The sequence below is a fragment of the Parabacteroides acidifaciens genome, from assembly GCF_003363715.1.
GTDB lineage: Bacteria > Bacteroidota > Bacteroidia > Bacteroidales > Tannerellaceae > Parabacteroides > Parabacteroides acidifaciens.
Genome location: NZ_QREV01000007.1, coordinates 17,258 through 41,189 on the forward strand (window position 1 = coordinate 17,258; position 23,932 = coordinate 41,189).

The window sequence follows — 23,932 nt, forward strand, 5'->3', positions numbered from 1 at the left end:
TGTAAATAGCAAAAAGATTCTAAACGCCCCTAAAGAGTCTTCAAAACCACTCTATTTTGTTAAATCTAACCCTTGAAACAGGTACGGATAATCCGTTTCGATCACATCCGGATGCGTCCCGATCTCCGTTTTATAACCGGCAATCTTTTCCGCCTCCGTCTTCCCCCGGTCATGCGTCGGAGCAACTGAAATCATGCACATCACACCGTTACGATGCAAGGCATTATACAACGCCTGTTCTTCCGGCTTCATCTTCGGGCCGACATACGCCATTACCTGTTTCCAGGGAATGCCTGCTTTTTCGTATTTTCCGAACTCCTCCATATTCTTGCACCAGCAAGAGAACATCGCTTCAGGCTCCCGGTCCAGGTAGTAACGGGCCTGTTCGGCATTATGAACCGTGTACATGACATTCACCGGATTCTCTTTCTCGATAAAATCAGCCATTATATCCAACGGGACATCTTTGATATCCAGGTTCAGGATTGTTTTGCCCTTGCTCCATTCAATACATTCTTTCAAGGTAGGAATCTTGAAAGCGGTCACATTCCCATTCCGGTCCACCAGATTGAACTGCTGCAATTCCGCATAGGTATAATCCGACACTTTCCCCTTTCCGGTCGTTGTCCGGTCAATGGTTTCGTCGTGCATCAGGACGATCACCCCGTCCTTCGTCAAACGCGGGTCTATCTCAAAGAAAGACTCCATATAAGACAAAGTCTTCTCAAAAGACTCGATACAGTTCTCCGGATAACCATCCAGCATCCCGCCACGATGCCCGCTGATCACAATCGGCCGATCCGGCGCATACCGGAAATAAGCATGCAGATCCCGGCTGTCCTTTACCGGAATATAATGAGGATTCTGAGCCGACAGATTCCCGACAGGCAGGAAAAGCCCGATGAAAAGTGCAAGAATCAAAGGTATAGCTTTCATGATCTTTATATTTATTGATATTCAATCTCGATACAGGGCTTAAAAGTAAGACTTTTCTGGCAGTCTCCTACCACAAAAAGTACTACAAAAACATGAATATTTGATTGGAAGCGAATGTGGGAGGTATATAAAAAAATTAAGGATTGTCATCCCGACAACCCCTAACCAACTTTGTTAACCTTAAATCTAATACTATTATGAAAAAACCACATTGCAAAGATACGCCTGTAAAGCCCGTTTGTCAAGCCTTTTACGGACAATATATGTTAAGCCGCAACAAGTATTTTGCCAAAAAGTGTTAGACACTTTAAAACTATACAGAATACGTGCAAATTCTGCTAAATTTAACAATTCAAACACTCTTTCCTTCCAAAAATATCTGCCTGATCTGCTCGTCACAATTCTACGCACCATTCCTTATTGCGGACCATGGTACGCAGATGACAATACATACATTTTTGTATCGAGAAATTACAATAACCCCCTTTTTCCCCATTTTTCTATTTCGACCAAAATCTTGAACCATTTTGAAGTGTCTCTTTTCTCGTTTTTAACCTTTCCGGCTGACACCGGACGGAACGGGCTGCCGAGTCCATCCCGAAAAACGTTCAATTTGATTGCAGGAAAGCATAAACGCTGGCAAAGTGATAAACCTTAACTCCCGGAGAATCGAATATTTGAAAATAAAACGGACGGCGTTCCAAATATCCCAAGGAAATTTAGGGGCTTTTTTGCAGTGAAGACGGTCGTTTTTCAAAAGAAGACGGTCGTCATCGCCATTACGACCGTCCTCATGGGTGATGCACTCGGCACCTCGCGAAGATTAAGACGGTCGCAATGGCAAAGAGGACGGTCGCAATGGCGAAAAACTCCCGAAAAAGGAGAAAAAGGGCATTTTTGACGTCTGAAAAGTGGATTAACATTTGTTTAGTTTCGGCGGCCGTCCGAGTCGGAAAAATACGTTTTATACAATAAGCCTCCGAAAATCAGATATAGGAGAATTAAATATTTACTGATTCTCAGTTCTTTCCAAAAGCCGTGTAAAAACCAGACTGCCAAGTTGCCAATTCCCATTTTCTTTCACAAAAACTTCCGTTACCATGAAAGGAAAAGTCACTTCATTGCCTGCCACCATGGAGGTTAGATGAATGTTACTGTAAACAATGCCAATATTAGCAGTAAATTTCACCGAAACATCATGGATATCGGCATGTTTATAATGGATAAAACCACCTTTAATAGTTTCCAATTCAGCTTCTTTCCCCCAAGATCCGCCCATGTGGACAAACATGGCATTCTCATGGAATAATGATTCCAGTTTATCCACATTCTTTTCGGACATCCATTGCCATTTAGCATTCGAAATATCAATCAGCTCCTGTTCAGTAGAAGAAAAGGCTTTCGCCATGGTCTGAGTCTGCCCCACCGAAACATCAAGCCACTGTTCTAACAAATCGGCAAGCTGAGTATTGTTCAGGTCTTGCATCAAAAAATGGGTATTACCATAAATCCCGATCTTAGGCAACTCCACCAAAGTGGCATTCCCCCCATGCCGGTTGATAGCTTCTACAAATTTACGTCCCATCTGAAGACGTACACGCCAGTTCTCATCACCCAGTTTTTCCGAGGGTGTTTCAGGAATATAGTCTCCAAAATACATGACTATAGGGATTTGAGTCAGTTTCATAAACTGCTCCAGGGGTACAGGTATTCCCTGTACTCCACCGGTGAGTCCTTCAATCGGGGCAGGAACCTCACCTTCCGGGAATACATATCCGCCCGGCTCATACGCAACAACGCCCTTAACCTTCTGATTTTGCATGGCGGCCATCCAACCGGGAAAGCCTCCTGCCGAATGTGTTACCAGGATGTTTTTACCTATTCGTTCCGTCAATGCATCGATCGCTGTCACATCTTGCCGGTGGTCACTCAGGTCTGGTGTCATTTCACGGAAGAATTGTGACAAGGATACGGAATCCGTAGGAAACTGTACGCCCTTGTTATAATCGGGCCATACGCCTATACGCCATATATCGAACCAGAACATCTCGTCGGCAACCGGTTTTACCGTCGTTGTCGCAGAAGTTCTTCCGGCATGACCACGCCCGGGAAGATCCATCACATAAGTGCTGTAATGCTTGCGCAGCATCAAAGTGGAGAATCCGTCCCGTCCATCAGGAGTCATCTCCCAGCAAACACCGGAGCCGCCATAGCCATGAATAAAGACAAGCGGAAGCTTTTTGGGCTGCACGGGTATCTGGTAGTGGACAAAAGCATGGTCTGCCCGGTAGCTTTGCCCCTTCTCTTCTTGCGTTGCCCATCCGACAAACTTGGAGTTGTCATATTCACCTTCACGTTGAATCGTTTTTCCTGCCACAGAGAAATGGCCTTGTTTCTCTATCACAACAGGTTCCTGAGCTGATACCATCGCGACAGTGACCGATAGCAATATTGTTTCAATACACTTTTTCATATTTCAGCTATATTTTATTTTTCAATCAGATTACTTAATAGATACACTCTGTCTGGCTGCCGCGAAATAGTCACTGTCTTTCACCGGATCAAGCCATTTGACCTCATTATTCTGCGGATTACACCTGATAGCAATATGGGCAAACCAACTGTCGGGAGCTGCGCCATGCCAATGTTCGACATCCGATGCTATCTCAACCACATCACCCGGAAATAATCTACGAGCAGGCCGCCCCTTTTCCTGATAATAACCGATACCGGCCGTTGCTATCAGTATTTGTCCGCCGGAATGACTATGCCAACTGTTTCGGCAACCCGGCTCAAATGTCACATTCGCCATCGGAACATTCAGCCCTTTGTCCATACTGATCGAGGCAAGATAAGCTTGTCCGGTAAAGTTTTTGTTTTCAAGCAATTTCTCGCCCAGTGGAAACGGCTGTTCAAAAGTTCCTACCGTATGCTCCGCATAGAGCAATCTTTTAGCAAAAAATTCCACCAGTTTATTTACTGCCTGGTCTACGTATTCAGGGACATAGTAAGTCTGAATATGAGTCGCACCGGAAATAAGGAACAATTCTTTGTCCGCTGTTCCGGTTGCTCTATGGAAAGCCTCCTCAGTCATATAGTAGGTATCGGCCTTGCTACCTGCCAGCATAAGTAACGGCTGACCGATCAAATCGATATTAGAGGTAGCATCCCACGTCATCAGATCGAGCAGGCTGCTGACCGTATATCTGAAAGTGGAATTGGAATGAGCATGGGTTTTGCCATAATAGATAAACCCTTCGCGATACAAATCGAACGGCAGTTTTGCGATCTGTTCGTCTGTCAGTTTGGAATCTCCCGTATATTGCACTTCCCCGCCTGCCATTTCCCGCGCACGGGCATCTGTGGCTTGTTTCAACCTTTCCTGAATGGTTGAAACCTGGGAGCCCATAAATCCGTCCCGCCTGACTTTACCGGAATTAAACATACTCAAAGTCGCTACAGCTTTCAAACGTTTATCCGATTGGGCAGCGCCCAAGGTATATCCGCCACCGCCGCATATGCCGAGAATACCGATCCGTTTCGCATCGACACCCGGATAATGGCTCATATAATCGACCATGCCGTGAATGTCTTCAATACGATTGGCCGGTTTGTCCACATTACGCGGCTCACCTCCGCTCGCTCCCTGATAAGAGGCATCCGCCACTAAAGTAATATATCCTTTCTCCGCCAGCCGCTGTGCATAAAGCCCGGCAACCTGTTCTTTCACTCCCCCGTTCGGATGTGCCACAACTATTGCCGCATATTTGTTTGCAGGATCATAACCGGCAGGCACATACACATTGGCTGCAATCTCTATGTCATGCAACCGGTAAGTAACAGGATGGATATTCACCCGGCCTTCGATATTTTCTTTGAGCGCATTTTCATAAACCAATCCGAAAGGATTGTTCTGTGCCGGTAAAACAGCAAGACTTTGACTTAGTGTCATTATAAAAACTAATTTGAGGATTAAACATTTCTTCATAACCGATCCTTTTTATTTTGATGTTGATTTCAATAATGCAAATTTAAAGGGAGTGACAAAGCAGGACAATAGACAGATTACGGATATGATAACACTATTCACTGATCGTACAAGGCTATTTATCAACCGGCAAACACAAATCACTGATTCGCTAACCTTAATTACTGATTCTATGATATGCGTTAATTATTTACCATACAAAATCATTACTTTTGTAACAAAGTAAACAATACGGGTCATGGGAAGTATTATAAAGTTAGAGACTATTCAGGAATATAACTTGCTGTTGGGTGCGGAAACTTTGCATCCCCTTGTCAGCATAACAGACTTTTCCAAACTGAAGTCAATCAAACATTGCCGGAAAAACTTCGGATTCTACTGTGTGATTTATAAAGAACTTACATGTGGGACATTACAATATGGCCGTAATAAATACGATTATCAGGACGGCACATTGATCTTCATCTCCCCAGGGCAGGTGGCAGGCATAGATGACGGAGGAGAAACGGTTAATCCTAAAGGGATCGCGCTGATGTTCCACCCGGATTTGCTATACGGAACTCCCCTTGCCCCCAGGATGAAAGATTATACATTTTTCTCATACGAATCTAACGAAGCCTTGCATATGTCCGAACGCGAACGCCATATCATCCTCAATTGTTTTAATGAGATCAAAGAAGAATTGGAACACGCGATCGACAAACATACAAAACAAATTATAGCCTCAAACATAGAAACGCTGCTCAATCACTGTGTCCGTTTTTATGAACGCCAGTTTGTTACCCGTGAAATTGTCAACCGGGATTTACTCGGTAATTTTGAACAGATATTAAATTCCTATTATGCTTCGGAAAAGCCTCAAACGATCGGATTGCCGTCTGTCGGGTATTGTGCCGAACAAATGCACCTTTCGCCAAACTACTTTGGAGACTTGATAAAAAAAGAAACCGGAAAGTCCGCACAGGAATACATTCAGTTGACTGTAATGGAGAAAGTGAAAGAGTTATTAGTCGAAAGCAATAAAACGATCAGTGAAATCGCTTACGAACTCGGTTTTAAATACCCGCATCATTTGAGTAGAATATTTAAAAAGGTAGTCGGCACTACTCCTAATGAATACCGGCTGCAAGCCGGATGAGAAAATTCTTGAAAAAGCGAGCGAAGGAAACCGTATGAATAGTATTTGAGATACTAAAAAAAAGAGTATCTTTGGACAATTTTAAACTTACACTTTAAATTTGTCCAAATGCAGAGTAAAGAACTAATATACAGATCCTTGTCAGAAGAGATAAAGCGCTGTTTTGACTTCTTTCCGGTTATAACCCTGACTGGCCCCCGGCAATCAGGAAAGACGACAATCTGCCGTGAACTGTACCCAGATCTGCCGTATGTAAATCTCGAAGAGATCGACACACTGAACAGAATTAAAGAAGATCCACAAAGTTTTTTTGCCAATCATCCTAATGGTGCCATCATAGATGAAGCACACCATTATCCGGAAATCTTCTCCTACATCCAAGTCAATGTCGATGAAGATATCTATCAAGGAAAGATGGACCGAAAATTTATTGTGACGGGGAGTAGCAACTTTGCGCTATTGGAAAAAGTTACTCAGTCGATGGCTGGACGTACTGCCGTCCTTACTTTGCTGCCACTGTCACAAAAGGAATTACAGCAGGCCGGAAAAAAAACAGATACAGATCGACTAATCTTAAATGGCGGCTATCCCGCCGTGTGGAAGAACGAAACTGCACGTGAGATAATCTATCGGAATTATTTCACAACCTATATCGAGCGGGACGTACGGAGCATAATCAACATAAAGGATCTGATGCCTTTTCAAACATTCATGCGGCTGTGTGCCGGAAGGATAGGGACAGAATTCAACGCATCGGCCCTGTCAGTGGCTGTCGGCGTGAGTGTGCCGACAATCAACAACTGGCTTAGTGTCCTGGCCGCATCCTATACCGTTTACCTGCTATCACCTTATCATGCCAATATAGGCAAAAGGCTTACTAAAACCCCGAAGCTTTATTTTTATGATACCGGCCTGGCTACTTTCCTACTGGGTATAGAGAATGAAGAACAATTAAAAACACACCCTTTGCGGGGAGAGCTGTTCGAAAACATGGTCGTTAACGAGATGATGAAAGAAGGGCTCAATAAAGGGAAAGAAGAACATCTGTATTTTTACCGTGATAAGACACAAAGGGAAATAGATGTAATCCGGATGAAGGCTTTAGACCTCGAAGCATACGAGATAAAATCCGGGAAGAGTTATAATGGCGATTATTACAAACAGTTGAAGTTCTTCAAGGATTTATTGGGTGATCAGGTGAAGCGGACAGCTGTTATCTATGATGGAGAAACAGACAATAGGGACTTGATAAACGGACTTTATAATTATCGGGACTTTAGTTTATATGATAATAAAACACTGTAAATGTATATATTATGGCACTAATGGACAAATTTAAAGTTGCATTTTAAATTTGTCCATTAGTGCATACGGCGCAATCCTTACAAAACCAACTCCCTGAACAATGTCTCCAACGTCTGGTCCAGATCGTCGGAGAAACCCGGATGCGGGCGGGAGGTTTGGATGGAGGCGCTCCGAACGGCTGTCAGCCAGCGGAAACGTTCCGGGATGTCGAGGGAGGCGATCGGGCCGCCGTCGTTGGCTCCGGAACAGATTCGATCGAAAACATGGAGGTTGGCGAACAATGCTTCACGGTCCAACTCGGAGGAAAAGAGGTTCAGCTTGTCCTCGTCCACCTTATAAAGCGCTTTGATATATTTCGCCCGCTTCGAGAACAGAATGATTCCGACATTGAAAAACTCCTCCCGTTCCACCCGGGGAACCAGTCGGATCACGGCATATTCATATAAGTGTTTTCCTTGCATCCTGCGCTTCTTTTACAAATGTTTCGGAATGGGCCAGTCTTTCACATAAGAACTGATAATAGACTTCTCTTATCTCATCCGGACTGCCGGGGCTATCGCTCCAATGCAACCAGTCATCCGGGATCAGGGCGACGATCTCACGTATCTTCTCATCCGTCAGCAAGCGTTTCATGTCGGCATCCGCCTCTTCCAGCCGGGAGGCTTCGGGCAACAGGACATGGTCTTTTATCTGCACGAAAGGGCTAACGGCATGTTTCTTCCAGTTCACCCACGAATAATGGAAATAGAGGGAAGCGCCGTGATCGATCAACCACAGTTCTTTGTGCCACATCAGCATATTAGTATTACGGAACGTACGGTCCACATTGGTCAGGAACGCATCCAGCCAGACAATACGGGAAGCCTGTTCCGCACCGACCTTTGTCACCACCGGATCAAACGTCAAAGCGCCCGACAAGAAATGCAGCCCTAAGTTCAGTCCGCGACTGCCTTGCAGCAAATCCTGTATCTCCTCGTCCCCTTCCGTACGGCCGAATGCCTCGTCCAGGTTCAGGAAAACCAGTTCGGGCACGCGGAAACCAAGCGCACGGGCCACCTCGCCGCCTATCAGTTCGGCAATCAGCGCTTTCGTCCCGTGACCGGCACCGCGAAACTTCACGACATATTTGAACTCATCGTCCGCTTCCGCCAGTGCCGGCAACGAGCCGCCTTCCCGAAGGGGCATGATATACCGGGTTACATTTGCTGTTCGTAATTCCATCGCATTCCATTTATTTCGGAGATAAAGATACAAGTTCTTTTTAAACAAACGAAACGCCAAAAAGATTCAATTCTAATTTACTTCCAACTCTTCCCAGGCCGGGAGTGTAGGGAATTTATTGTGTGGTTCGGACTGGTACCAGAAAACGACAGACGAAATATCCGATTTCTGAGGCAGATACCGGCCGCCGAGACGCCAACCCAAATCCTGGATCGTCACCCGTAAATCTTTATCGAAACGGACCGGGTCTGTAATATGCCAGCGGTAGAGCCCGAAGCGTTCCTGTGACTTATATGTCCCGTCCGGGCGAATCACCTGATGCAGACCGGCATACGGCGTACAAAATTCCTTATACTGCCCTTCCCTGTCGAAGTTATAGGAACCGCAGAAATAGTCTTCCGTCCCTGTTCCGCAAATCGTCGGGTATTTGGTATCTCCATCCATAAAGAATTTGATTTCGCCTTCGCCCCACCAACCGTTGTTGTTAACGCCCCAGGCCATATAGACACCGACGTATTGTCCTTTTCCCTTGATGCCGTCGACAATCGTATAGTCGGAAGTCATATTCGGGTTGGAACGGCGCCATTGGGCATGGAAATAGCCGGCATCCGCCGGAACCTCCGTCAAGGTATAGTCTACCTGGTAATATAAGGTCATCGGTTCCTCTTTATTGATATTCTCCATCGTAATCTTGCATTTCCGGCGGAAAGGCATAGTCCAGTAGCAGTTAAAGGCACTTCCGGGATTCACACAAACCGCCAGCGAAGAAAGCGGAGCATACACGCCCCAGCCCATTCCGAAGAAATCGCCCACAGGACACTCGACAGAAGGCTCTTTTTCATCATCCCAATAAATACGGAGGATAGAGAAACGCCAGTTTCCGGTAGGAGTCATCCAGATATGCTGAATAGCACCCGGTCCTTCTATATCGGCAAGCACGGCAGTTTCGCCCGACTGGATACGGATATACGGATTGACTTTCCATCCCTGCCCCAAATCGCGGGCGGCATGGGCGGCATTTGCGACATTGAGAATGTCTTTATCTTTCGGATCGGCCATCCCGCCTTTTCCCTTTTCGCCGGTTCTGTTTTCCGGACTGATAGAGCGCGTCTTTGCATCCGAAAGCCGGAACAAATTGCCCATATCGCTACCCAAACCATTAAATGATTGTGCAAAGCCTGCCGAAGAGAATAGCGTGAGGCTCAGCATCAGAAGAACACCTTTCAGAACAGTTCCTTTTTTCATACACATTAGATTTTTATTGAGAATATTCATTTACAGACCCCCATAAACAATTAAAGGCTGTCTCACGACAACCCCTAACCAACTTTGTTAACCTTAAATCTAATACTATTATGAAAAAACCACAATGCAAAGATACAGGCGTCAAGCCCTTTTGTCAAGCCTTTTGCAGACAATATTTGTTAAGCTCAAAGCCTCTTTTCGACAAAAAGTGTTACAAAGCTCAAAACTTAATACAAAGGCGTCAAATTCTGCTAAAATTAACACTTTTACGACACCAAATCAGAGGGAAAGACGTTCTTTCAGGAGCTTATAACCGCCATTGCTTGCCCGCAGGCAAACGCCGTTTTTAAGCCGGACCTGGTAATTTTCTTTTCCGAACAGTTCCACCCGCAGAATCTGTTCGGTATTGACGATACAGGAACGATGAATCCGCACAAATACCGTAGGAGGAAGGTGTGTCTCAAAATATTTCATCGTCTGCTCTTTCACGAATTGCCCATCCGGGGTAAAGAGCGTGACATAATCGCCTCCGGCCTGCAGGTATAACAGTTCATTCAGATGAATGATATGGATGCGGGAACCGTCTTTCACGGAAACCCGGTCCAGGAAAGCCTCTTCGGCCTGTACAGGTTCTACCGTTTCTATTTCAGAAGCCTCTTCAAACTCCTGATCATCGGTCCGGTTCATCCGGTACCATTGCAGCAGGACGATCCAGCATAAGATACCGAAAACCAGGCGAAGGGGTATCGTGTGGACAAAATCATCAGTGGTTCCCTGTTCCAGTAGCACTTGCAGTTCGAATGCCCCGGCCAAGCTGATTGCCTGAACCAACACTGCCAGTGCAACCCGTATCTGCAAGGCATGGATAGTTCCGTCGACATATCCATACAGGAAACCCGCCACAGCCAACAATCCGACGGAAACCAGGCCATCTAAGCAGGCATTCCACAACCCCTCCTGCCCATAGCAAAACAGGAGCCATGCATAAACCATCCATGCCACTACCGCCAGGGTAATCCCCATTATGCGGTTAACGACCGATTCTATAAATGGATGCGTCTGCATAAATCAACTTTTAAACTCGATACCTCCGAAAGAGACTCTTCCTCTTACTAAGAGTACGTGTTCCCTGTCTATTTCTATAGATGTGTTGTATCGCTTATCGTCACACCCGCCGATAAGAGCATCGATCTGCGTTTGCAAGTTCCAGTCCGAGGGCAAATAAATTTCGACTCCGCCAAAGGTGCAGTCCACGTCTATTGCAGTCTGTGCAGCTTCCAGCCGTGTCCGGCGCAGGTCCAGGATAGTCCCGCCGAATGTATTTTTAATCCGCGCCCCTCTAAAGACCGGGTCCAACACAATCTGCCGGACGGAACCAAACGTATTATCCGAAACCACATACCCGTCTTGCGAGCTGTAAACCTCTTTGGCATATTCCGTCCTTCCGTCCCAACGGCGACGGGAGGCATGATGTCGCGGCTTAAAAAGAATCATGAGTCCTGTTGCAATGAGAAAGATCGGCCAAAATGCGTTGTCCCACTCCCTCCCCATACTGGTTATTTCGGGTAACAAAAAATAAACACCGATAGCGATCGTAACAAAACCACCTATAAAATGCCGCTTAATCAGGTTCACGACACCAACCACAACCAGCAACATCTGCCACGACACTAAAATATCGAAAAGATAAGAATCGATCAGCCCGAAATTCCTTCCGAGATAGAGCAAGCCGACTATAATAAATACAGCAGCAGTTGCAAGTGTATTCAGTCTCTTGTGGTGAGGGAAGCCACCTCTGTAAAAATTTCCCTGTTGATTTGTTTCCATACTCATATCATTTTAATTTGCTGCAAAACTACGGTCAGCGAGTCACTTACGCAATAGAAACACGGCCGGTAACGGGTAAATCCCGATGAATACCGGAGTATTCCCGATAAAAAAAGGCTCCTGCACCGGCAGAAACCCCTATAAACAATTAAAGGCTGTCTCACGACAACCCCTAACCAACTTTGTTAACCTTAAATCTAATACTATTATGAAAAAACCACGATGCAAAGATACGGGCTTTTCCGAATTTGTCAATAGTTAAAATGCTAATTTGTGTTGTACAGCATATAAGAAAATTTAATTTGAGAAATAATAAAGAATATATGCAACCGTCGTCCCACCCCGTTCGTCTTTAAAAGAAAACAAACAAAAAAGCATAAGACATGAAAACAAGAGTATTTTACTTTATCGCCAGTATCCTGCTGATGGCTACAAACGGGTTTGCCCAGAAGAATACGATAAAAGGTGACGGGAACATTACGACGAAAGAAATATCCATATCCGATTACGACGAAATCTCGTATGTCGGAAGAATGGATATCGAATACGAACAGTCAAACGCTTCGCCCTACCTGAAAATAACAGTAGACGAAAACATCCTGTCCAATCTTGAAATCAAGGTAAAGGGCAAGACACTGATCATCCAGCCCAAAAGCAGTGGATTTTCGCGTAGCCTGAACCTCCAACCGACTGTTTGCGAAATAAAAACAAACTCACGGAGTCTGAAAGATATAAGCGCTGTCGGAAGCGGAGAATTCACTGTGACAAGCCTCCTCAAAGTCGATAAAATAGAGGTAAGCATTGCCGGAAGCAGCACGGTAAACTTCGACAAATCGCTGGAAGCACGTAAAGTGGAATTCAGTGTTGCCGGATCAGGCGATCTGAATGCAAAGAATTTGAAAGTGGACAATCTGGATTGCAGTGTTGCAGGCAGCGGTAACATCACACTCAAAGGAGAAGCCGAACGGGGCAGCATGAGCGTTGCCGGAGGCGGAGACATCAGCGCTTTCGGCTGCACGGTCAGAAAAGCGGAATGCAGCGTTGCCGGCGGTGGTAATATCGAAGTCTTTGCATCCGAACAATTGGATGCCAGCATAGCCGGGGGCGGACATATCCGCTACGAAGGCGACCCCAAACTCAGCAAAAGCGTTGTCGGCGGAGGCTCTATCAAGAAAAATTAATCAATCATAATACGAAGAAAGCGATGAAAACAAAATTAATCACATTAGCAACTCTGTTCTTTTTATGTGTAACAGCCGGATATGCTAAAGATATAAAAGGCAACGGTACTGTCATTACCAAAGATATCCAAATATCCGACTACACCGAACTGCATATCGGCGGGAATATCAATACGGACGGAAATAACTTCTTTTCTTCAAAAGGTGAAAACAGGGGTCCAGCCTTTAACTACATGCAGAACGCAGGAAAATCATCCCTGCAAATCACGATTGACGAGAATCTGCTTTCGCAACTGGAGATCAATGTATCTAATGGATGTTTGAGTATCCGGACCAATAACAAAGACAGACTCTTTCCGACAAAACTTATCATCAACAGCAGTTCGGCCAAGCTGGAAGAAGTTAAAATAAGCGGATGTGTCGATTTTATACTCCAAAATAATTTTACCGGCGATGACCTGAAAATGAATATATCCGGGTCCGGGGACATCTACCTGAACAAACCGGTACGCATTGCAAACACATACGAGATAAAAGTCAGCGGGTCCGGCGATATGAAAGCAAACAACCTGACATGCCGGAACATCGAAGCATCGATATCCGGCTCAGGCGACCTGGACCTAAAAGGGAAAGCGGAAAGCGGCGTATATAAAGTAACGGGCAGCGGAGATATCAGTGCATACGGATTTGTCGTCAAAGACCTGAAATGCAAGGTGAGCGGCAGTGGAGACATTGAAGCGCACGCAACCGAAACGTTGGATGCTTCTACCTCCGGAAGCGGCGATATCCAATATAAAGGATATCCCAGAGCCGATATCCGCAGTACTGGATCCGGAGATATCAAACGTATAAAATAGACTGAATATATTATGCAAAACACCTGTAATTATCAGTAACTGAACTGACAATTACAGGTGTTTTTATGCGTACTTTTACAAAATTCCTCCTACATTTGTAACCAGGGCGCGACAGATGCGTCTAAAAATATAATATAAAGAAGATGTACATGAAAACAAAAGGACTATTAGCGATTGCTTTCCTGCTGGGAATATTTTTCTCCGTCCAGGCAGCAGACCATGTAAAAGGAAACGGAAAACTCTCGACCAAGAAAATAACCGTAGGCGATTATAATGCAATTAAGATAGACGGAGTGATCGACTTCAACTACGAACAGTCGGATGCAACCCCTTACCTCGAAGTGACGGTAGACGAGAACCTCCATCCTTACGTCAACATCGACATAAAAGACCGCGAACTGACAGTCAGCTTTAAAGGAGCCAAGGTAGACCACTTCACCAAGTTCATCGTCAAGACCAACTCCAAATGGCTGAAAGAAGTAAAAGCCGCCGGTAATGCGAACTTCATGATTAACAGTAAGCTGACCGGTGACGAACTGAAGATCAAGGCAAACTCCAACTGTCTTGTCCAGCTGAAGGAAAAAGTCGAAATAGGCAAACTCGACCTGAACGTATCGGGCAGCGCCAACATGGTTGTCAACAATTTGCAGGCCGACAAACTGGAATGCAGCATCAACGGTTCAGGCACGATCAACCTGAAAGCGGGAAAAGCCGGGGAAGCGGATTACAGCATTACGACCGACGGCGAGATCATGGCATTCGGCGTTGCCGTTCCCGAAGTCAACTGTAAGATAACCGGTAAAGGTTCCGCCCAGGTTCATCCTACCGAAAACCTGAAAGCGACGATTGTCGGCAAAGGAAACATCCGTTATAAAGGCCCGACAGCCGTACAGCAAAAAGTGATAGGAAAAGGAACGGTAGAAGAAGAAAAATAGACATGAAAACAAAAGTATCTTTATTAGCGCTCTTGTGCATCCTCTTTGTGATGTCCGGTTGTTCTCGTATTATCAGGGGAGACGGAAAGGTGGAAACCATAAACGTGCCTGTCGAAGAATATGACGAGCTATCCGTAGCCTGCCCGACGGGAAAAATCCATTACGCACAGGCGGAAGGGGCTACCGCTTTGTCGATTACGACAGACCGCAATGTCTATGACATGCTCGAAGTATATGTAAGCGACAAGACTTTAGTCATCAAGATCAAAGACGCTTATAAAGAGAAATTCATCTGGCCGTCCGAATTTACGGTCCGGGCAAGTTCCGAAAAGATGAAAGAGATCAGTCTCGCCGGCAAAGCCGAGATTAGCCTGGACGGCCCGTACACGGCCGAAGAACTGGAAATATCAGTGGCCGGCTCGGGAACAATCAACCTCAACGACCGGATCGAGGTGGAGAAACTATCAACCAGCTTAGCGGGAAGTTCGACCATCAACGGCAAAGACCTGAACGTCGGCACACTCGAGTGCGAAGTAGCGGGTTCGGGCACTTACCAACTGGGAGGTACCGCCAAAAAAGTTTCTTATGAAGTGGCCGGAAAAGGCCGGGTCAAGGCATATGACCTGAAAGCGGAGGACGTATCTTGCGAAGTGGCAGGTTTCGGGATATTCAATGTGTATGCCAGCAACAACCTCAGCGTGGAAGCGGCCGGGTTTATCAAAATCAGCTACAAAGGTAGTCCGGCTCTCTCAACAGAAGGGATCGTCATGGCACGAAAGGCAGACTGACCATCTACAGCCAGCCTTCTTTCTTATACCATTCGATACTTTCTTCCAGCCCGCGACGTAGCGGATAAGCCGGAACAAAGCCAAGTTCTTTCTGAAGCGGCGTAACGTCACAAATCCAGTTACGTTGCTTCAGGATTATATATTTATCCGTATTCAACGTCATGCTCTTCTTCAACAGCCTGCCGACCCATTCCGAGCACAGGCAGGCAATATGCACCAATCCCATCGGAACCCGGGCACGCAAAACATGCTTCTTTTGCAATATTTCCTGGATCATCCGGGCAAACGACTCGTCTGTATAGACATCGCCGTCCGCCACAAAATAATGGCGGTTCCGGATAGCCTCGTTCTCCAATGCCAGGAAAGCGACGGTAGCCAGATCTTTTACATATATAAAGGTAATACGTTGCGGCGTAAGACCGGCGGTAAAGTCGAAACCGGACTGCACACTTTTAATCTCCACAAAATAATCCCTCTCGCCCGGTCCATACACGCCTGTCGGACGCAGGATGACATACGGGAAATAGGGTTGTTGACGCAGGTAGTTTTCCGCCTCCAACTTGCTCTTTCCATAAGCCGTGTCCGGCAATTGCGGATCGTCCGGCGAGATCGGTCGGAATGTCTTCTCATCCCCGCGCCCGTAACTGCTCAGGCTGCTCATCAACAGGAACTTCTCCGGCTTACAACCGGATGCGGCGAGCGCTTCGATCAGATTGGCTGTGTTCCCGGCATTGATGCGGAAAAAGTTTTCTTTATTAAGCGTTTTCGTCAGCCCGGCATTATGGATCACATAATCCCAGGCGCCATGCTCGCGGACAAAGTCAACCAATTGGGCCGTCAACGCTTTCCGGTCGGAATATTTCAGGTCGATAAAATGAATCCGTTCATCCTTCAGATTGGCACGGCTACTCGTCGAACGGACTCCCGCCCACGTCTCATAGCCCCGGTCGAGCGCCTCTTTTACGAGGAAACCGCCGATAAAACCACTTGCTCCGGTAATCAGTATCTTCTTCATTTATTCTTCATATAATAGGTATAGTAGTACAACAGCAGGCCGATCCAGTTCAACACGATGATAGTCAGAATCCAAAGAATCTTCTGTCCACGCGTGATGAATGGGTTCTGCCTTACGGCGGTAATACCGAAAATAATAACTGCAATGCCGACGATATATCCGATCTCCGGTAGGCTTATCCAACAAAGGTTACTCATGTTCGTGTTTTTTCAAAACCCGGTGAGGCAAGTCACCATGTCCGATCAGCTCTATCGGGCAGGCATATTTCTCGCCCAGCCATTCCTCGGACACATCCGCGCCGGGATGGTAATGTAATGTTTCATTTACGCAGGCAATGTTCTTTACCATCGCCAATACGGTTCCGATATCGTGCGAAACCAGGATGATCGCGCTCTCTTTATTGATCTCTTCCAATAATTTATAGAAGTGAGACTCGAAGCGCTTGTCCACATACGAGTTCGGCTCATCCAGTATCAACACCTGCGGACGGGAAACGATGGAACGTCCTAACAACACCCGTTGTAACTGCCCGCCGGACAGTTCGCCGATCGCGCGGCCAGCCAGTTCTTCCAGCCCCATCTTGCCGATCACCTCTTCCACCCGTTGCTTCTGGCCCGAATCGAACGAACGGAAAAGCTTCTTTTCCGAAGCAAGTCCGGAAGCGATCACCTCGCGCACGGAGATAGGAAACTTCTTATCGATATTATTCAGCTGGGGCAGATAGCCTATCCGGAGAGAAGAGACAGCCTTGCCGTCCTCATAAAAACGGATCGTGCCGGAAACGGGGGACAGCAAGCCGAGTATCACCTTCAGAAGCGTCGTTTTCCCACCTCCGTTAGGTCCTATAATCCCGAGGAAATCATCTTTCCAGATTGTCAGGGAAACGTCGCGTAAGACGGTTTTATTGCCATACGCTGCCGTTACATGTTCTATGTCAATCAGTTTGTCCATCAGCCAATGCTTTTGCTATATGAATCATTTCCGTATTCCAATGATAATCCAGCGGATTGATGACCACCAGGCGGCAGCCGGTCTCCTTTGCGATCAGTTCGGCATTCTTCCGGTCGAACTCCTGCTGGATAAAGACAACCTTCGTATGATGCTCCTTGGCTGTCATAACCAACTGTTTCAGCTGGGCAGGCGAAGGTTCCTTCCCGTCCATCTCGATGCAAAGCTGGGTAAGATCGAACTCGGCGGCAAAATAGGTCAGGGCCGGATGATAGATAATGAACGTACGGTCGGCCAACGGATCGAGCAGCTGTCTGATCTCAGCGTCTGTCTTTTCGATCTCCGCCAGCAGATCGTTATAATTCTTCCAATAATATTCGGTATTCTCTTTATCCAGCTCGATAAAGGCATTCAGCGTATTCCAGGCAATCACTTTCGCCCCTTCGATGGAACTCCAGATATGCGGGTCGACACCTCCTGCATGGTGGTGGTGATGTCCGTCACCGGCTTCGTGCTGATGCCCTTCATGCTGGTGCTCTTCTTCCGTATCCTTCATAAATTGCATACCCTGGGAAACATCAAATATCTTCAGATCGGGATTATTCTCACGTATCTTCTGCATCCACACCTGCTCGAATCCGATATAACCGATCTGCAGGTAAGCGGCGCTCCGCCCGATCTGTACCATTTGCTTCGGAGTCGGATCATAGGTTTCGGGACTTTGTCCGGAAGGAACCACACAATGGATGGCAAACTTATCTCCTGCAATCTTCTCGGCAAAAAAGCGCTGCGGCTCTATCGTCACCGTCACCACTTTCCCCCCCGCCTGCTTTCCTCCACAGGCGGTAAGCAGCAGCAAGACTGTCAAAAGAATATATATTCGGGTATATTTCATCTTACTCTCTATTTTGACAAGGATACAAAGATAGGAACAATCCGGCAAATATACTAAACAAGAGAATAATGCCTTGCCAGCTTAACATACATTTTACAATAGCTACAATTTAAGAAATAGTGAACCTGTAAATGCTGATTTATTGTTTCATATTTGGCAAATAGTGAATCAATAACGGATAAACAGCGGTCCTCTATTGCATGTTACGGCTGTATTCCTTTTATGTCACAACTGTCTTCCTTCTATGTTACAGTTGGATTTCTTTTGTTTCACGACTGTGACATGAATAGCGGGTAGGTATGGAAGGGGCACACATCCCGCATCGTTCATTCTATCTGCCGGGTTATTCATTCCTTTACGGCACTATAACCCCATGAAGTGCTGCAATACCATTTCGCAGGCGATCTTGACGAGTCAGGACCTTTCCGCTTGCTTATTAAGAAAAAGTGAACTATCTCGTTCCCGCGCTCCGACGCGGGATCGCAAAATAGCCTGCGGCACGAGTAGAGATGTACAGGCATGCATCTCTACAGACCCATAAATCATCATTTACCAGTTTAGGACAAAACCTGTTCCTTTGCGATCCCGCGTCGGAGCGCGGGAACGGGATAGTTCAGTTCTGGCAAGAAATAAACTGCCGCCGGACCTATAAAACAAAAAGAGCCTGCTCCAACGGAACAAGCTCTTTTTGTTTTTTCGTGCGCCTGATAGGACTCGAACCTACACGTCTCTCGACACCAGATCCTAAGTCTGGCGTGGCTACCAATTACACCACAGGCGCGTTGCGAGTGCAAAGGTAAATAAAATATGCTAATATGCAAGGCCTGCGGAAGAGATTTTACTTTTTGAAGCCGCTTCTATCGAATCGGCCTTTGCCAACAACAGTTCGATCGCTCTATCTATGATCGTATCACGTCCCTTCATTATGTCTTCTCCTGTAATTGAGACTTTGACATCCGGATCGATGCCGAACTCCGTGTGCTGCTTATTGACATCGAGCACCGGACATGCCGAGAAGCGAACACTCCACCCGTTCGGCAGTTCCGAACTGAAAGGCAGGCCGCTTCCCCCTCCCGTACGGTCACCCATGATCGTAACCTGCGGCAAGAGGCGCATCACATTCACAAAATCGTTCGTCGCACTGTAAGAATGGCGGTTCGTCAGGACAATAACCGGACGTGGCCAGCGGAGACGGTCTGAAGGAGACAGATAGACCGGGTTCGGCTCGGTGAAATCGTTATGCCCGTTGCCTTTCTTGTACTGCGTATAGCAAGTCAGCATCTTTTCTTCCAGGAAACGGGAAGCGATACGGTCGGAAAAGGTCATCGAGCCACCGCCATTATCACGCACATCGAAGATCAACCCCTTGCATTCCTTGAAATGCATGAACATATAATCCAGGTTATTCTCGCCGACACCACTCGAGAAACTACCGTAATAGACATAGCCGATCTGATCGTCCGCCAGACGTTTATATTTCATGCCGCCGGCAATCTTGTAGTCAGTACCGAGATAGTTGTCTTGTATTTCCTTGTAGTAGTTGGCCGGATAATCTTCGTACCAAGCCCAGTAGCGGGACATATCAAAAGAAGAAATCAAGTTGGTATGTCCGTCTTTCACTTCCGCCAACATCTTGCCGAGGACATCAAACAGCTCATACTGGTTCATCGTATCCTTGACAAGCAGGCTGTAACGATCGTGCACCTCGTCCCAATCCACTTTCTTATACTCAAAAAAGCAGTAGTTTTCGTCCATAATCCGCCAGAGCGCTTCGAAGTTGTCGCGGGGAGACGAGTTGTATTTCGTCGCTTCCTCACATCCTGAAAACAGGATGCAGAAAAGAAGTAGATAATATGTAATGCTTGTTTTCATCTTCATCATTCAAACAGTTCAATAGTAAGCACTACTGTATCGGTGTGCATTACTCTTCAAACGCTTACCACCGAAAGAAACAAATTCCTTTACAAACCCGATCATGAACGAGTTGGAGAGAACATGCGTCTTGATGCTGTTCACATCCGTCCGGTACATACTGTTCAGATAGCCGACGCGGAGCGTAAAGTTCGACACCGGTATGTCGAGCGTGAAATAGTTTTTCATCGCAAACTTATTGTGGAACGAACTGAACCGTACGATCCCGTCCGAGCCTCCCTGCGTCAGGAAATAATAAGGTTCGCCTTTGTGCACCGAGAAAAGGACACCGGCAAACGGTATCTCCGCCTGATAGCGGAAAGTAAGCGGAAACTCCTTGATCTTAAAGTTATAAATCGCCATTGCCGACAGATTCAGATCAAAGTCCCCCTTCCCTGAAACCGGATTATTGCTGTTGCGCGTGTTATAGATGAAACCACCCGAAAGACGGGCGGAAGCACCGGTCAGCACCTTCAGTCCCGGCAACAGGTTCGTAAAGCGGTAATGATAGCCGAGGCTGTAATCCACAAACCCGGCATATTCGTTCGCCGTCTCCGCACCATTGCGGGTAGAACCGAACTCGACGTTGATAAGCTGCTGGCGGGAAATCTTATAATCTGCCAACCGGACTACCTTCATCCGTTCGTTGAGGATACGCGCCACCCAACCGGTATAGTTGATGTCCGTACTGGGTGAAAGGTACGTGTCCCGCAAATTGTAACCACCGATACCAACCATCGTACTCTCGTTGATCGAGCGGGGTACTTCTTCTTCATCCGACTGCGCCACGAGAGGCAAAGCCATCCAAAGAAACAGGAACATCAGACAGGCAGTCTTTTTCATACGCACATTATTCATCAAAAAGTTTCATTTGTCCGGTAATCTCATCGATGATATCCGAATTGCTTTTATCGGCATCAGAATCAAGATCCGTATCATCATCGCCTTCGTTCTTTTCCTGCTGCGGTTGCGCTACGGGGGCAAAGCGAACAGGATCGAGTTCGTTGATCGTCTCGATATCGAAGGTCGAGAGGCGTTTTCCTTTGGCTTTGAATCCTTTCACGGCGATGAACTCTTCCGCATCCAATACCAGCGGTTCACGGAAAGAGTCGTGTCCGCCGAATACCACTTCGATACGCGGATAGGCCTCGTCGGTCAACAACACCAAGCGGCTTTTCGGATTTTCACCTAAGAAATTCTGCTTACGGCTTCCAGCCTCAAGCTGGAAACGTTTCAGGTAGAAGTATTTCTGGTCGGCATCGTAAAGAGCAGCCGTCCAGATTTTGTTGGCATCAAACTTTTCGATATTCAAGATATTAGCCTCGTAATGATTGCTTAACTCGAAGTTCGTCGTATAGAAATCACCGTTCGGAAGAATCACTAAGATCAGGTCGTCACTCTGGAATTCACCCAGTTCCTCGCCTCTTCCGTCGTAGTTCAACCGCAACACATCCCGGTCGAACCAGACCATACGGCCACCCAGCGTAGAGCTGCCTTTCTGCTTCAGGCTGATCTTATGTATCTCGGCTCTCGTCAGGATATTCCCAATCGAGCCACGTCCCTTAATGACCACCTCACTGAAATCCTTTTCGAACACCAGCAATCTCTGGCGGGGTTTCGGTTTCAGGATCACCTTCACCGTCTCGGCCTCACCATTGGCATTGGCACTGAAATACAGGATACGGGACTCTTTCGTTCCCTTTGTTATATCGTATTCCCTGTCACGCGTCACACCTGTTACAGCAAAACGCTTGATATAGTTGCAACCGATTTGTCCGTCGCGGTAGATTCCGTCGCGATAGATCACGTTGTATATCGTCCGGTTATCATTCCGCTTGAAGACATTCAGGTAGAGCAGGTCTTTCCCGATAAACATCTTTTCGCTCACCCGCACGATCTTGTAGGTCCCGTTGCGGTAGAAAAGGATGATATCGTCGATATCGGAACAGTTGCAGACATATTCGTCTTTCTTGAGACTTGTCCCGATAAAGCCTTCGGCGCGGTTGATATAGAGTTTCTCGTTGGCCTCCACCACTTTGGTTGCTTCGATCGTATCGAAGTTGCGCACTTCGGTCATACGCGGATAGTTCTTTCCGTACTTTTCTTTCAGCATCATGAACCAGTCGACCGTATAATCCACGATATGCGCCAGATGGTCTTCAATCTTCGCAATCTCTTCCTTATACTGGGCGATGGTCGCATTACATTTGTCCGTGTTGAACTTCAGGATACGCCCCATCTTGATCTCCATCAGTTTCAGGATATCGTCGCGGGTCACCTCGCGGATGAACTGCGGCTTGAACGGTTCGAGCCGTTTGTCGATGTGGGCGACTGCCTCATCCATATCTTTCGACTCTTCAAACTCCTTATCCTTATAGATACGTTCTTCGATGAATATCTTTTCAAGGGAGGCGAAGAAGAGCGATTCTTCCAGTTCGCCTTTCTGGATTTCCAGCTCGGTGCGAAGCAGATGCAGCGTGTCGTCCGTCGAATGTTTCAGCACGTCGCTTACCGTGAGGAAGTGCGGCTTGTTGTCCATGATGACACAGCAGTTCGGCGAAATACTGATCTCACAGTCCGTAAAGGCGTACAGGGCATCGATCGTCTTATCGGATGACACACCCGGAGCGAGATGCACCAGGATTTCGACATTGCGGGCCGTATTATCGTCCACCTTCTTAATCTTGATCTTTCCCTTATCGTTCGCTTTCAGGATAGATTCAATCAGGGTAGACGTTGTTTTCCCATAAGGGATTTCACTGATAACAAGCGTCTTGTTGTCTAACTTCGTAATCTTGGCACGCACTTTTACGGAGCCGCCCCGTTCGCCGTCGTTGTATTTCGTTACATCTATGTAACCGCCGGTTTGGAAATCGGGATATAGCGTAAACTCTTCCCCCCGCAGGTAAGCGATGGAAGCGTCCAGCAATTCGTTGAAGTTATGCGGTAATATTTTGGAAGAAAGACCGACAGCAATACCTTCCACACCCTGTGCCAGCAGCAGCGGGAACTTGACCGGAAGCGTCACCGGCTCCCTGTTTCGTCCGTCGTAAGAAAGTTGCCAAAGGGTTGTTTTCGGATTAAAGACCGTTTCGAGTGCGAACTTCGACAAACGTGCCTCGATGTAACGGGGAGCGGCCGCACCGTCACCGGTGAGAATATTACCCCAGTTTCCCTGGCAGTCGATCAAGAGATCCTTTTGTCCGAGCTGCACCAATGCATCGCCAATGGAGGCATCGCCATGCGGGTGGAACTGCATGGTGTGTCCGACGATATTCGCTACCTTGTTGTAACGTCCGTCGTCCAAGCGTTTCATGGAATGCAGGATTCGTCGCTGAACGGGTTTCAATCCGTCATTGATATGCGGAACGGCACGTTCCAGAATCACATAGGAGGCATAATCGAGGAACCAGTCCTGATACATGCCTGATAAATGATAAGATACTCGGCTTTCCGACTTTCCCGGTATCTTATATTCCGAATGTGTTTCCTGACTTGCCTCCGCCTCTACCGTTTCATCGGTATTTCCTTCAGCAGCCGGCTGTCCTTCCGTATCTTTTATTTCTTCGCTTTCGTCCTGTTCAGTAATATCTTCTGGTCTCATATATATCTATCCAAATTCATTGCATCATCCCGGGGCCTTATAGCAATCGCTTATAAGCCATAATAGGCTGTAAATATACAAAATATTGCTGAAATAATAAAATAGGAGAAATTCCATTCCATACAGACGAAACCAAAC

20 protein-coding genes, 1 tRNA gene and 3 pseudogenes are annotated in these 23,932 nt (G+C 46.7%); 6 read left to right on the top strand and 18 right to left on the bottom strand.

Features of this window, described 5'->3' with window-relative positions; all coding sequences use genetic code 11:
- Positions 1 to 51 precede the first annotated feature (51 nt).
- The 5 genes and pseudogenes from DWU89_RS04590 to DWU89_RS21005 form a co-directional block, all read right to left on the bottom strand.
- A complete protein-coding gene (locus DWU89_RS04590) occupies positions 52 to 936 on the bottom strand; it encodes a glycerophosphodiester phosphodiesterase family protein (protein WP_115498501.1) in 885 nt (294 codons plus the stop codon).
- A 1,009-nt stretch (positions 937 to 1,945) separates the two neighbouring features.
- Positions 1,946 to 2,344, bottom strand: coding sequence for a nuclear transport factor 2 family protein (locus DWU89_RS21205; RefSeq protein ID WP_316250653.1), 399 nt, complete (start codon positions 2,342 to 2,344; stop codon positions 1,946 to 1,948).
- A gap of 27 nt (positions 2,345 to 2,371) precedes the next feature.
- Positions 2,372 to 3,409 (bottom strand): annotated as a pseudogene (locus tag DWU89_RS04595) (alpha/beta hydrolase); the annotation flags it as partial.
- Between the two features lie 36 nt (positions 3,410 to 3,445).
- Positions 3,446 to 3,883: pseudogene (locus tag DWU89_RS20750) on the bottom strand (cupin domain-containing protein); the annotation flags it as partial.
- Between the two features lie 369 nt (positions 3,884 to 4,252).
- Positions 4,253 to 4,924: pseudogene (locus tag DWU89_RS21005) on the bottom strand (alpha/beta hydrolase); the annotation flags it as partial.
- Positions 4,925 to 5,162: 238 nt separating this feature from the next.
- Between DWU89_RS21005 and DWU89_RS04605 the strand changes: the two are divergent.
- A complete protein-coding gene (locus DWU89_RS04605) occupies positions 5,163 to 6,062 on the top strand; it encodes a helix-turn-helix domain-containing protein (RefSeq protein ID WP_115498503.1) in 900 nt (299 codons plus the stop codon).
- Between the two features lie 108 nt (positions 6,063 to 6,170).
- Positions 6,171 to 7,367 carry an ATP-binding protein gene (locus DWU89_RS04610; protein ID WP_115498504.1) on the top strand — a complete coding sequence of 399 codons (1,197 nt, stop codon included), beginning with the start codon at positions 6,171 to 6,173 and terminating at the stop codon, positions 7,365 to 7,367.
- Between the two features lie 77 nt (positions 7,368 to 7,444).
- Here DWU89_RS04610 and DWU89_RS04615 read toward each other — a convergent pair whose 3' ends face one another.
- The 5 genes from DWU89_RS04615 to DWU89_RS04640 form a co-directional block, all read right to left on the bottom strand.
- The gene (locus tag DWU89_RS04615; RefSeq protein WP_115498505.1) at positions 7,445 to 7,828 is read right to left on the bottom strand and encodes a DUF3037 domain-containing protein; all 384 of its coding nucleotides are present in this window, start codon (positions 7,826 to 7,828) and stop codon (positions 7,445 to 7,447) included.
- Entirely contained in the window at positions 7,806 to 8,588 is a 783-nt protein-coding gene (locus tag DWU89_RS04620; protein WP_115498506.1) for a HipA family kinase, read from the bottom strand. The genes DWU89_RS04615 and DWU89_RS04620 overlap by 23 nt, the downstream gene beginning before the upstream one ends.
- Positions 8,589 to 8,660: 72 nt before the next feature.
- The gene (locus tag DWU89_RS04625; protein WP_115498507.1) at positions 8,661 to 9,833 is read right to left on the bottom strand and encodes a glycoside hydrolase family 172 protein; all 1,173 of its coding nucleotides are present in this window, start codon (positions 9,831 to 9,833) and stop codon (positions 8,661 to 8,663) included.
- A gap of 279 nt (positions 9,834 to 10,112) precedes the next feature.
- Positions 10,113 to 10,898, bottom strand: a complete 786-nt coding sequence (locus DWU89_RS04635; RefSeq protein ID WP_115498508.1) for a LytR/AlgR family response regulator transcription factor — start codon at positions 10,896 to 10,898, stop codon at positions 10,113 to 10,115.
- Between the two features lie 3 nt (positions 10,899 to 10,901).
- On the bottom strand, positions 10,902 to 11,660 hold the full coding sequence (locus DWU89_RS04640) for a LiaF transmembrane domain-containing protein (protein WP_115498509.1): 759 nt from the start codon (positions 11,658 to 11,660) through the stop codon (positions 10,902 to 10,904).
- A 383-nt stretch (positions 11,661 to 12,043) separates the two neighbouring features.
- Between DWU89_RS04640 and DWU89_RS04645 the strand changes: the two genes are divergently transcribed.
- From DWU89_RS04645 to DWU89_RS04660, 4 genes are all read left to right on the top strand, one after another.
- Positions 12,044 to 12,841, top strand: a complete 798-nt coding sequence (locus tag DWU89_RS04645) for a head GIN domain-containing protein (RefSeq protein WP_115498510.1) — start codon at positions 12,044 to 12,046, stop codon at positions 12,839 to 12,841.
- 23 nt (positions 12,842 to 12,864) lie between these two features.
- Positions 12,865 to 13,698 (top strand): head GIN domain-containing protein, encoded by an 834-nt coding sequence (locus DWU89_RS04650; protein ID WP_115498511.1) that lies wholly within the window; start codon positions 12,865 to 12,867, stop codon positions 13,696 to 13,698.
- Positions 13,699 to 13,847: 149 nt separating this feature from the next.
- Positions 13,848 to 14,633, top strand: a complete 786-nt coding sequence (locus DWU89_RS04655) for a head GIN domain-containing protein (protein ID WP_115498512.1) — start codon at positions 13,848 to 13,850, stop codon at positions 14,631 to 14,633.
- 2 nt (positions 14,634 to 14,635) lie between these two features.
- Positions 14,636 to 15,421 carry a head GIN domain-containing protein gene (locus DWU89_RS04660; protein WP_115498513.1) on the top strand — a complete coding sequence of 262 codons (786 nt, stop codon included), beginning with the start codon at positions 14,636 to 14,638 and terminating at the stop codon, positions 15,419 to 15,421.
- Positions 15,422 to 15,425: 4 nt separating this feature from the next.
- On the opposite strand, the gene DWU89_RS04665 is transcribed toward DWU89_RS04660, so the two are convergent.
- From DWU89_RS04665 to DWU89_RS04700, 8 genes are all read right to left on the bottom strand, one after another.
- Entirely contained in the window at positions 15,426 to 16,436 is a 1,011-nt protein-coding gene (locus DWU89_RS04665; protein WP_115498514.1) for an NAD-dependent epimerase/dehydratase family protein, read from the bottom strand.
- Positions 16,433 to 16,633: a PLDc N-terminal domain-containing protein gene (locus DWU89_RS04670; RefSeq protein WP_115498515.1), complete on the bottom strand. Its 201-nt coding sequence runs from the start codon at positions 16,631 to 16,633 to the stop codon at positions 16,433 to 16,435. Before DWU89_RS04670 ends, DWU89_RS04665 begins: the two co-directional genes overlap by 4 nt.
- On the bottom strand, positions 16,626 to 17,387 hold the full coding sequence (locus DWU89_RS04675) for a metal ABC transporter ATP-binding protein (protein WP_115498516.1): 762 nt from the start codon (positions 17,385 to 17,387) through the stop codon (positions 16,626 to 16,628). The genes DWU89_RS04670 and DWU89_RS04675 overlap by 8 nt, the downstream gene beginning before the upstream one ends.
- On the bottom strand, positions 17,371 to 18,279 hold the full coding sequence (locus DWU89_RS04680; RefSeq protein ID WP_115498517.1) for a metal ABC transporter solute-binding protein, Zn/Mn family: 909 nt from the start codon (positions 18,277 to 18,279) through the stop codon (positions 17,371 to 17,373). The genes DWU89_RS04675 and DWU89_RS04680 overlap by 17 nt, the downstream gene beginning before the upstream one ends.
- A gap of 699 nt (positions 18,280 to 18,978) precedes the next feature.
- Positions 18,979 to 19,060, bottom strand: a tRNA-Leu gene (locus DWU89_RS04685).
- A gap of 29 nt (positions 19,061 to 19,089) precedes the next feature.
- Positions 19,090 to 20,151: a S41 family peptidase gene (locus tag DWU89_RS04690; RefSeq protein WP_115498581.1), complete on the bottom strand. Its 1,062-nt coding sequence runs from the start codon at positions 20,149 to 20,151 to the stop codon at positions 19,090 to 19,092.
- Between the two features lie 18 nt (positions 20,152 to 20,169).
- Positions 20,170 to 21,033 (bottom strand): DUF3316 domain-containing protein, encoded by an 864-nt coding sequence (locus DWU89_RS04695; RefSeq protein WP_115498582.1) that lies wholly within the window; start codon positions 21,031 to 21,033, stop codon positions 20,170 to 20,172.
- A gap of 7 nt (positions 21,034 to 21,040) precedes the next feature.
- Complete coding sequence (locus DWU89_RS04700; RefSeq protein WP_115498518.1) at positions 21,041 to 23,794, bottom strand: DNA gyrase/topoisomerase IV subunit A; 2,754 nt, start codon at positions 23,792 to 23,794, stop codon at positions 21,041 to 21,043.
- Positions 23,795 to 23,932: the final 138 nt, after the last annotated feature.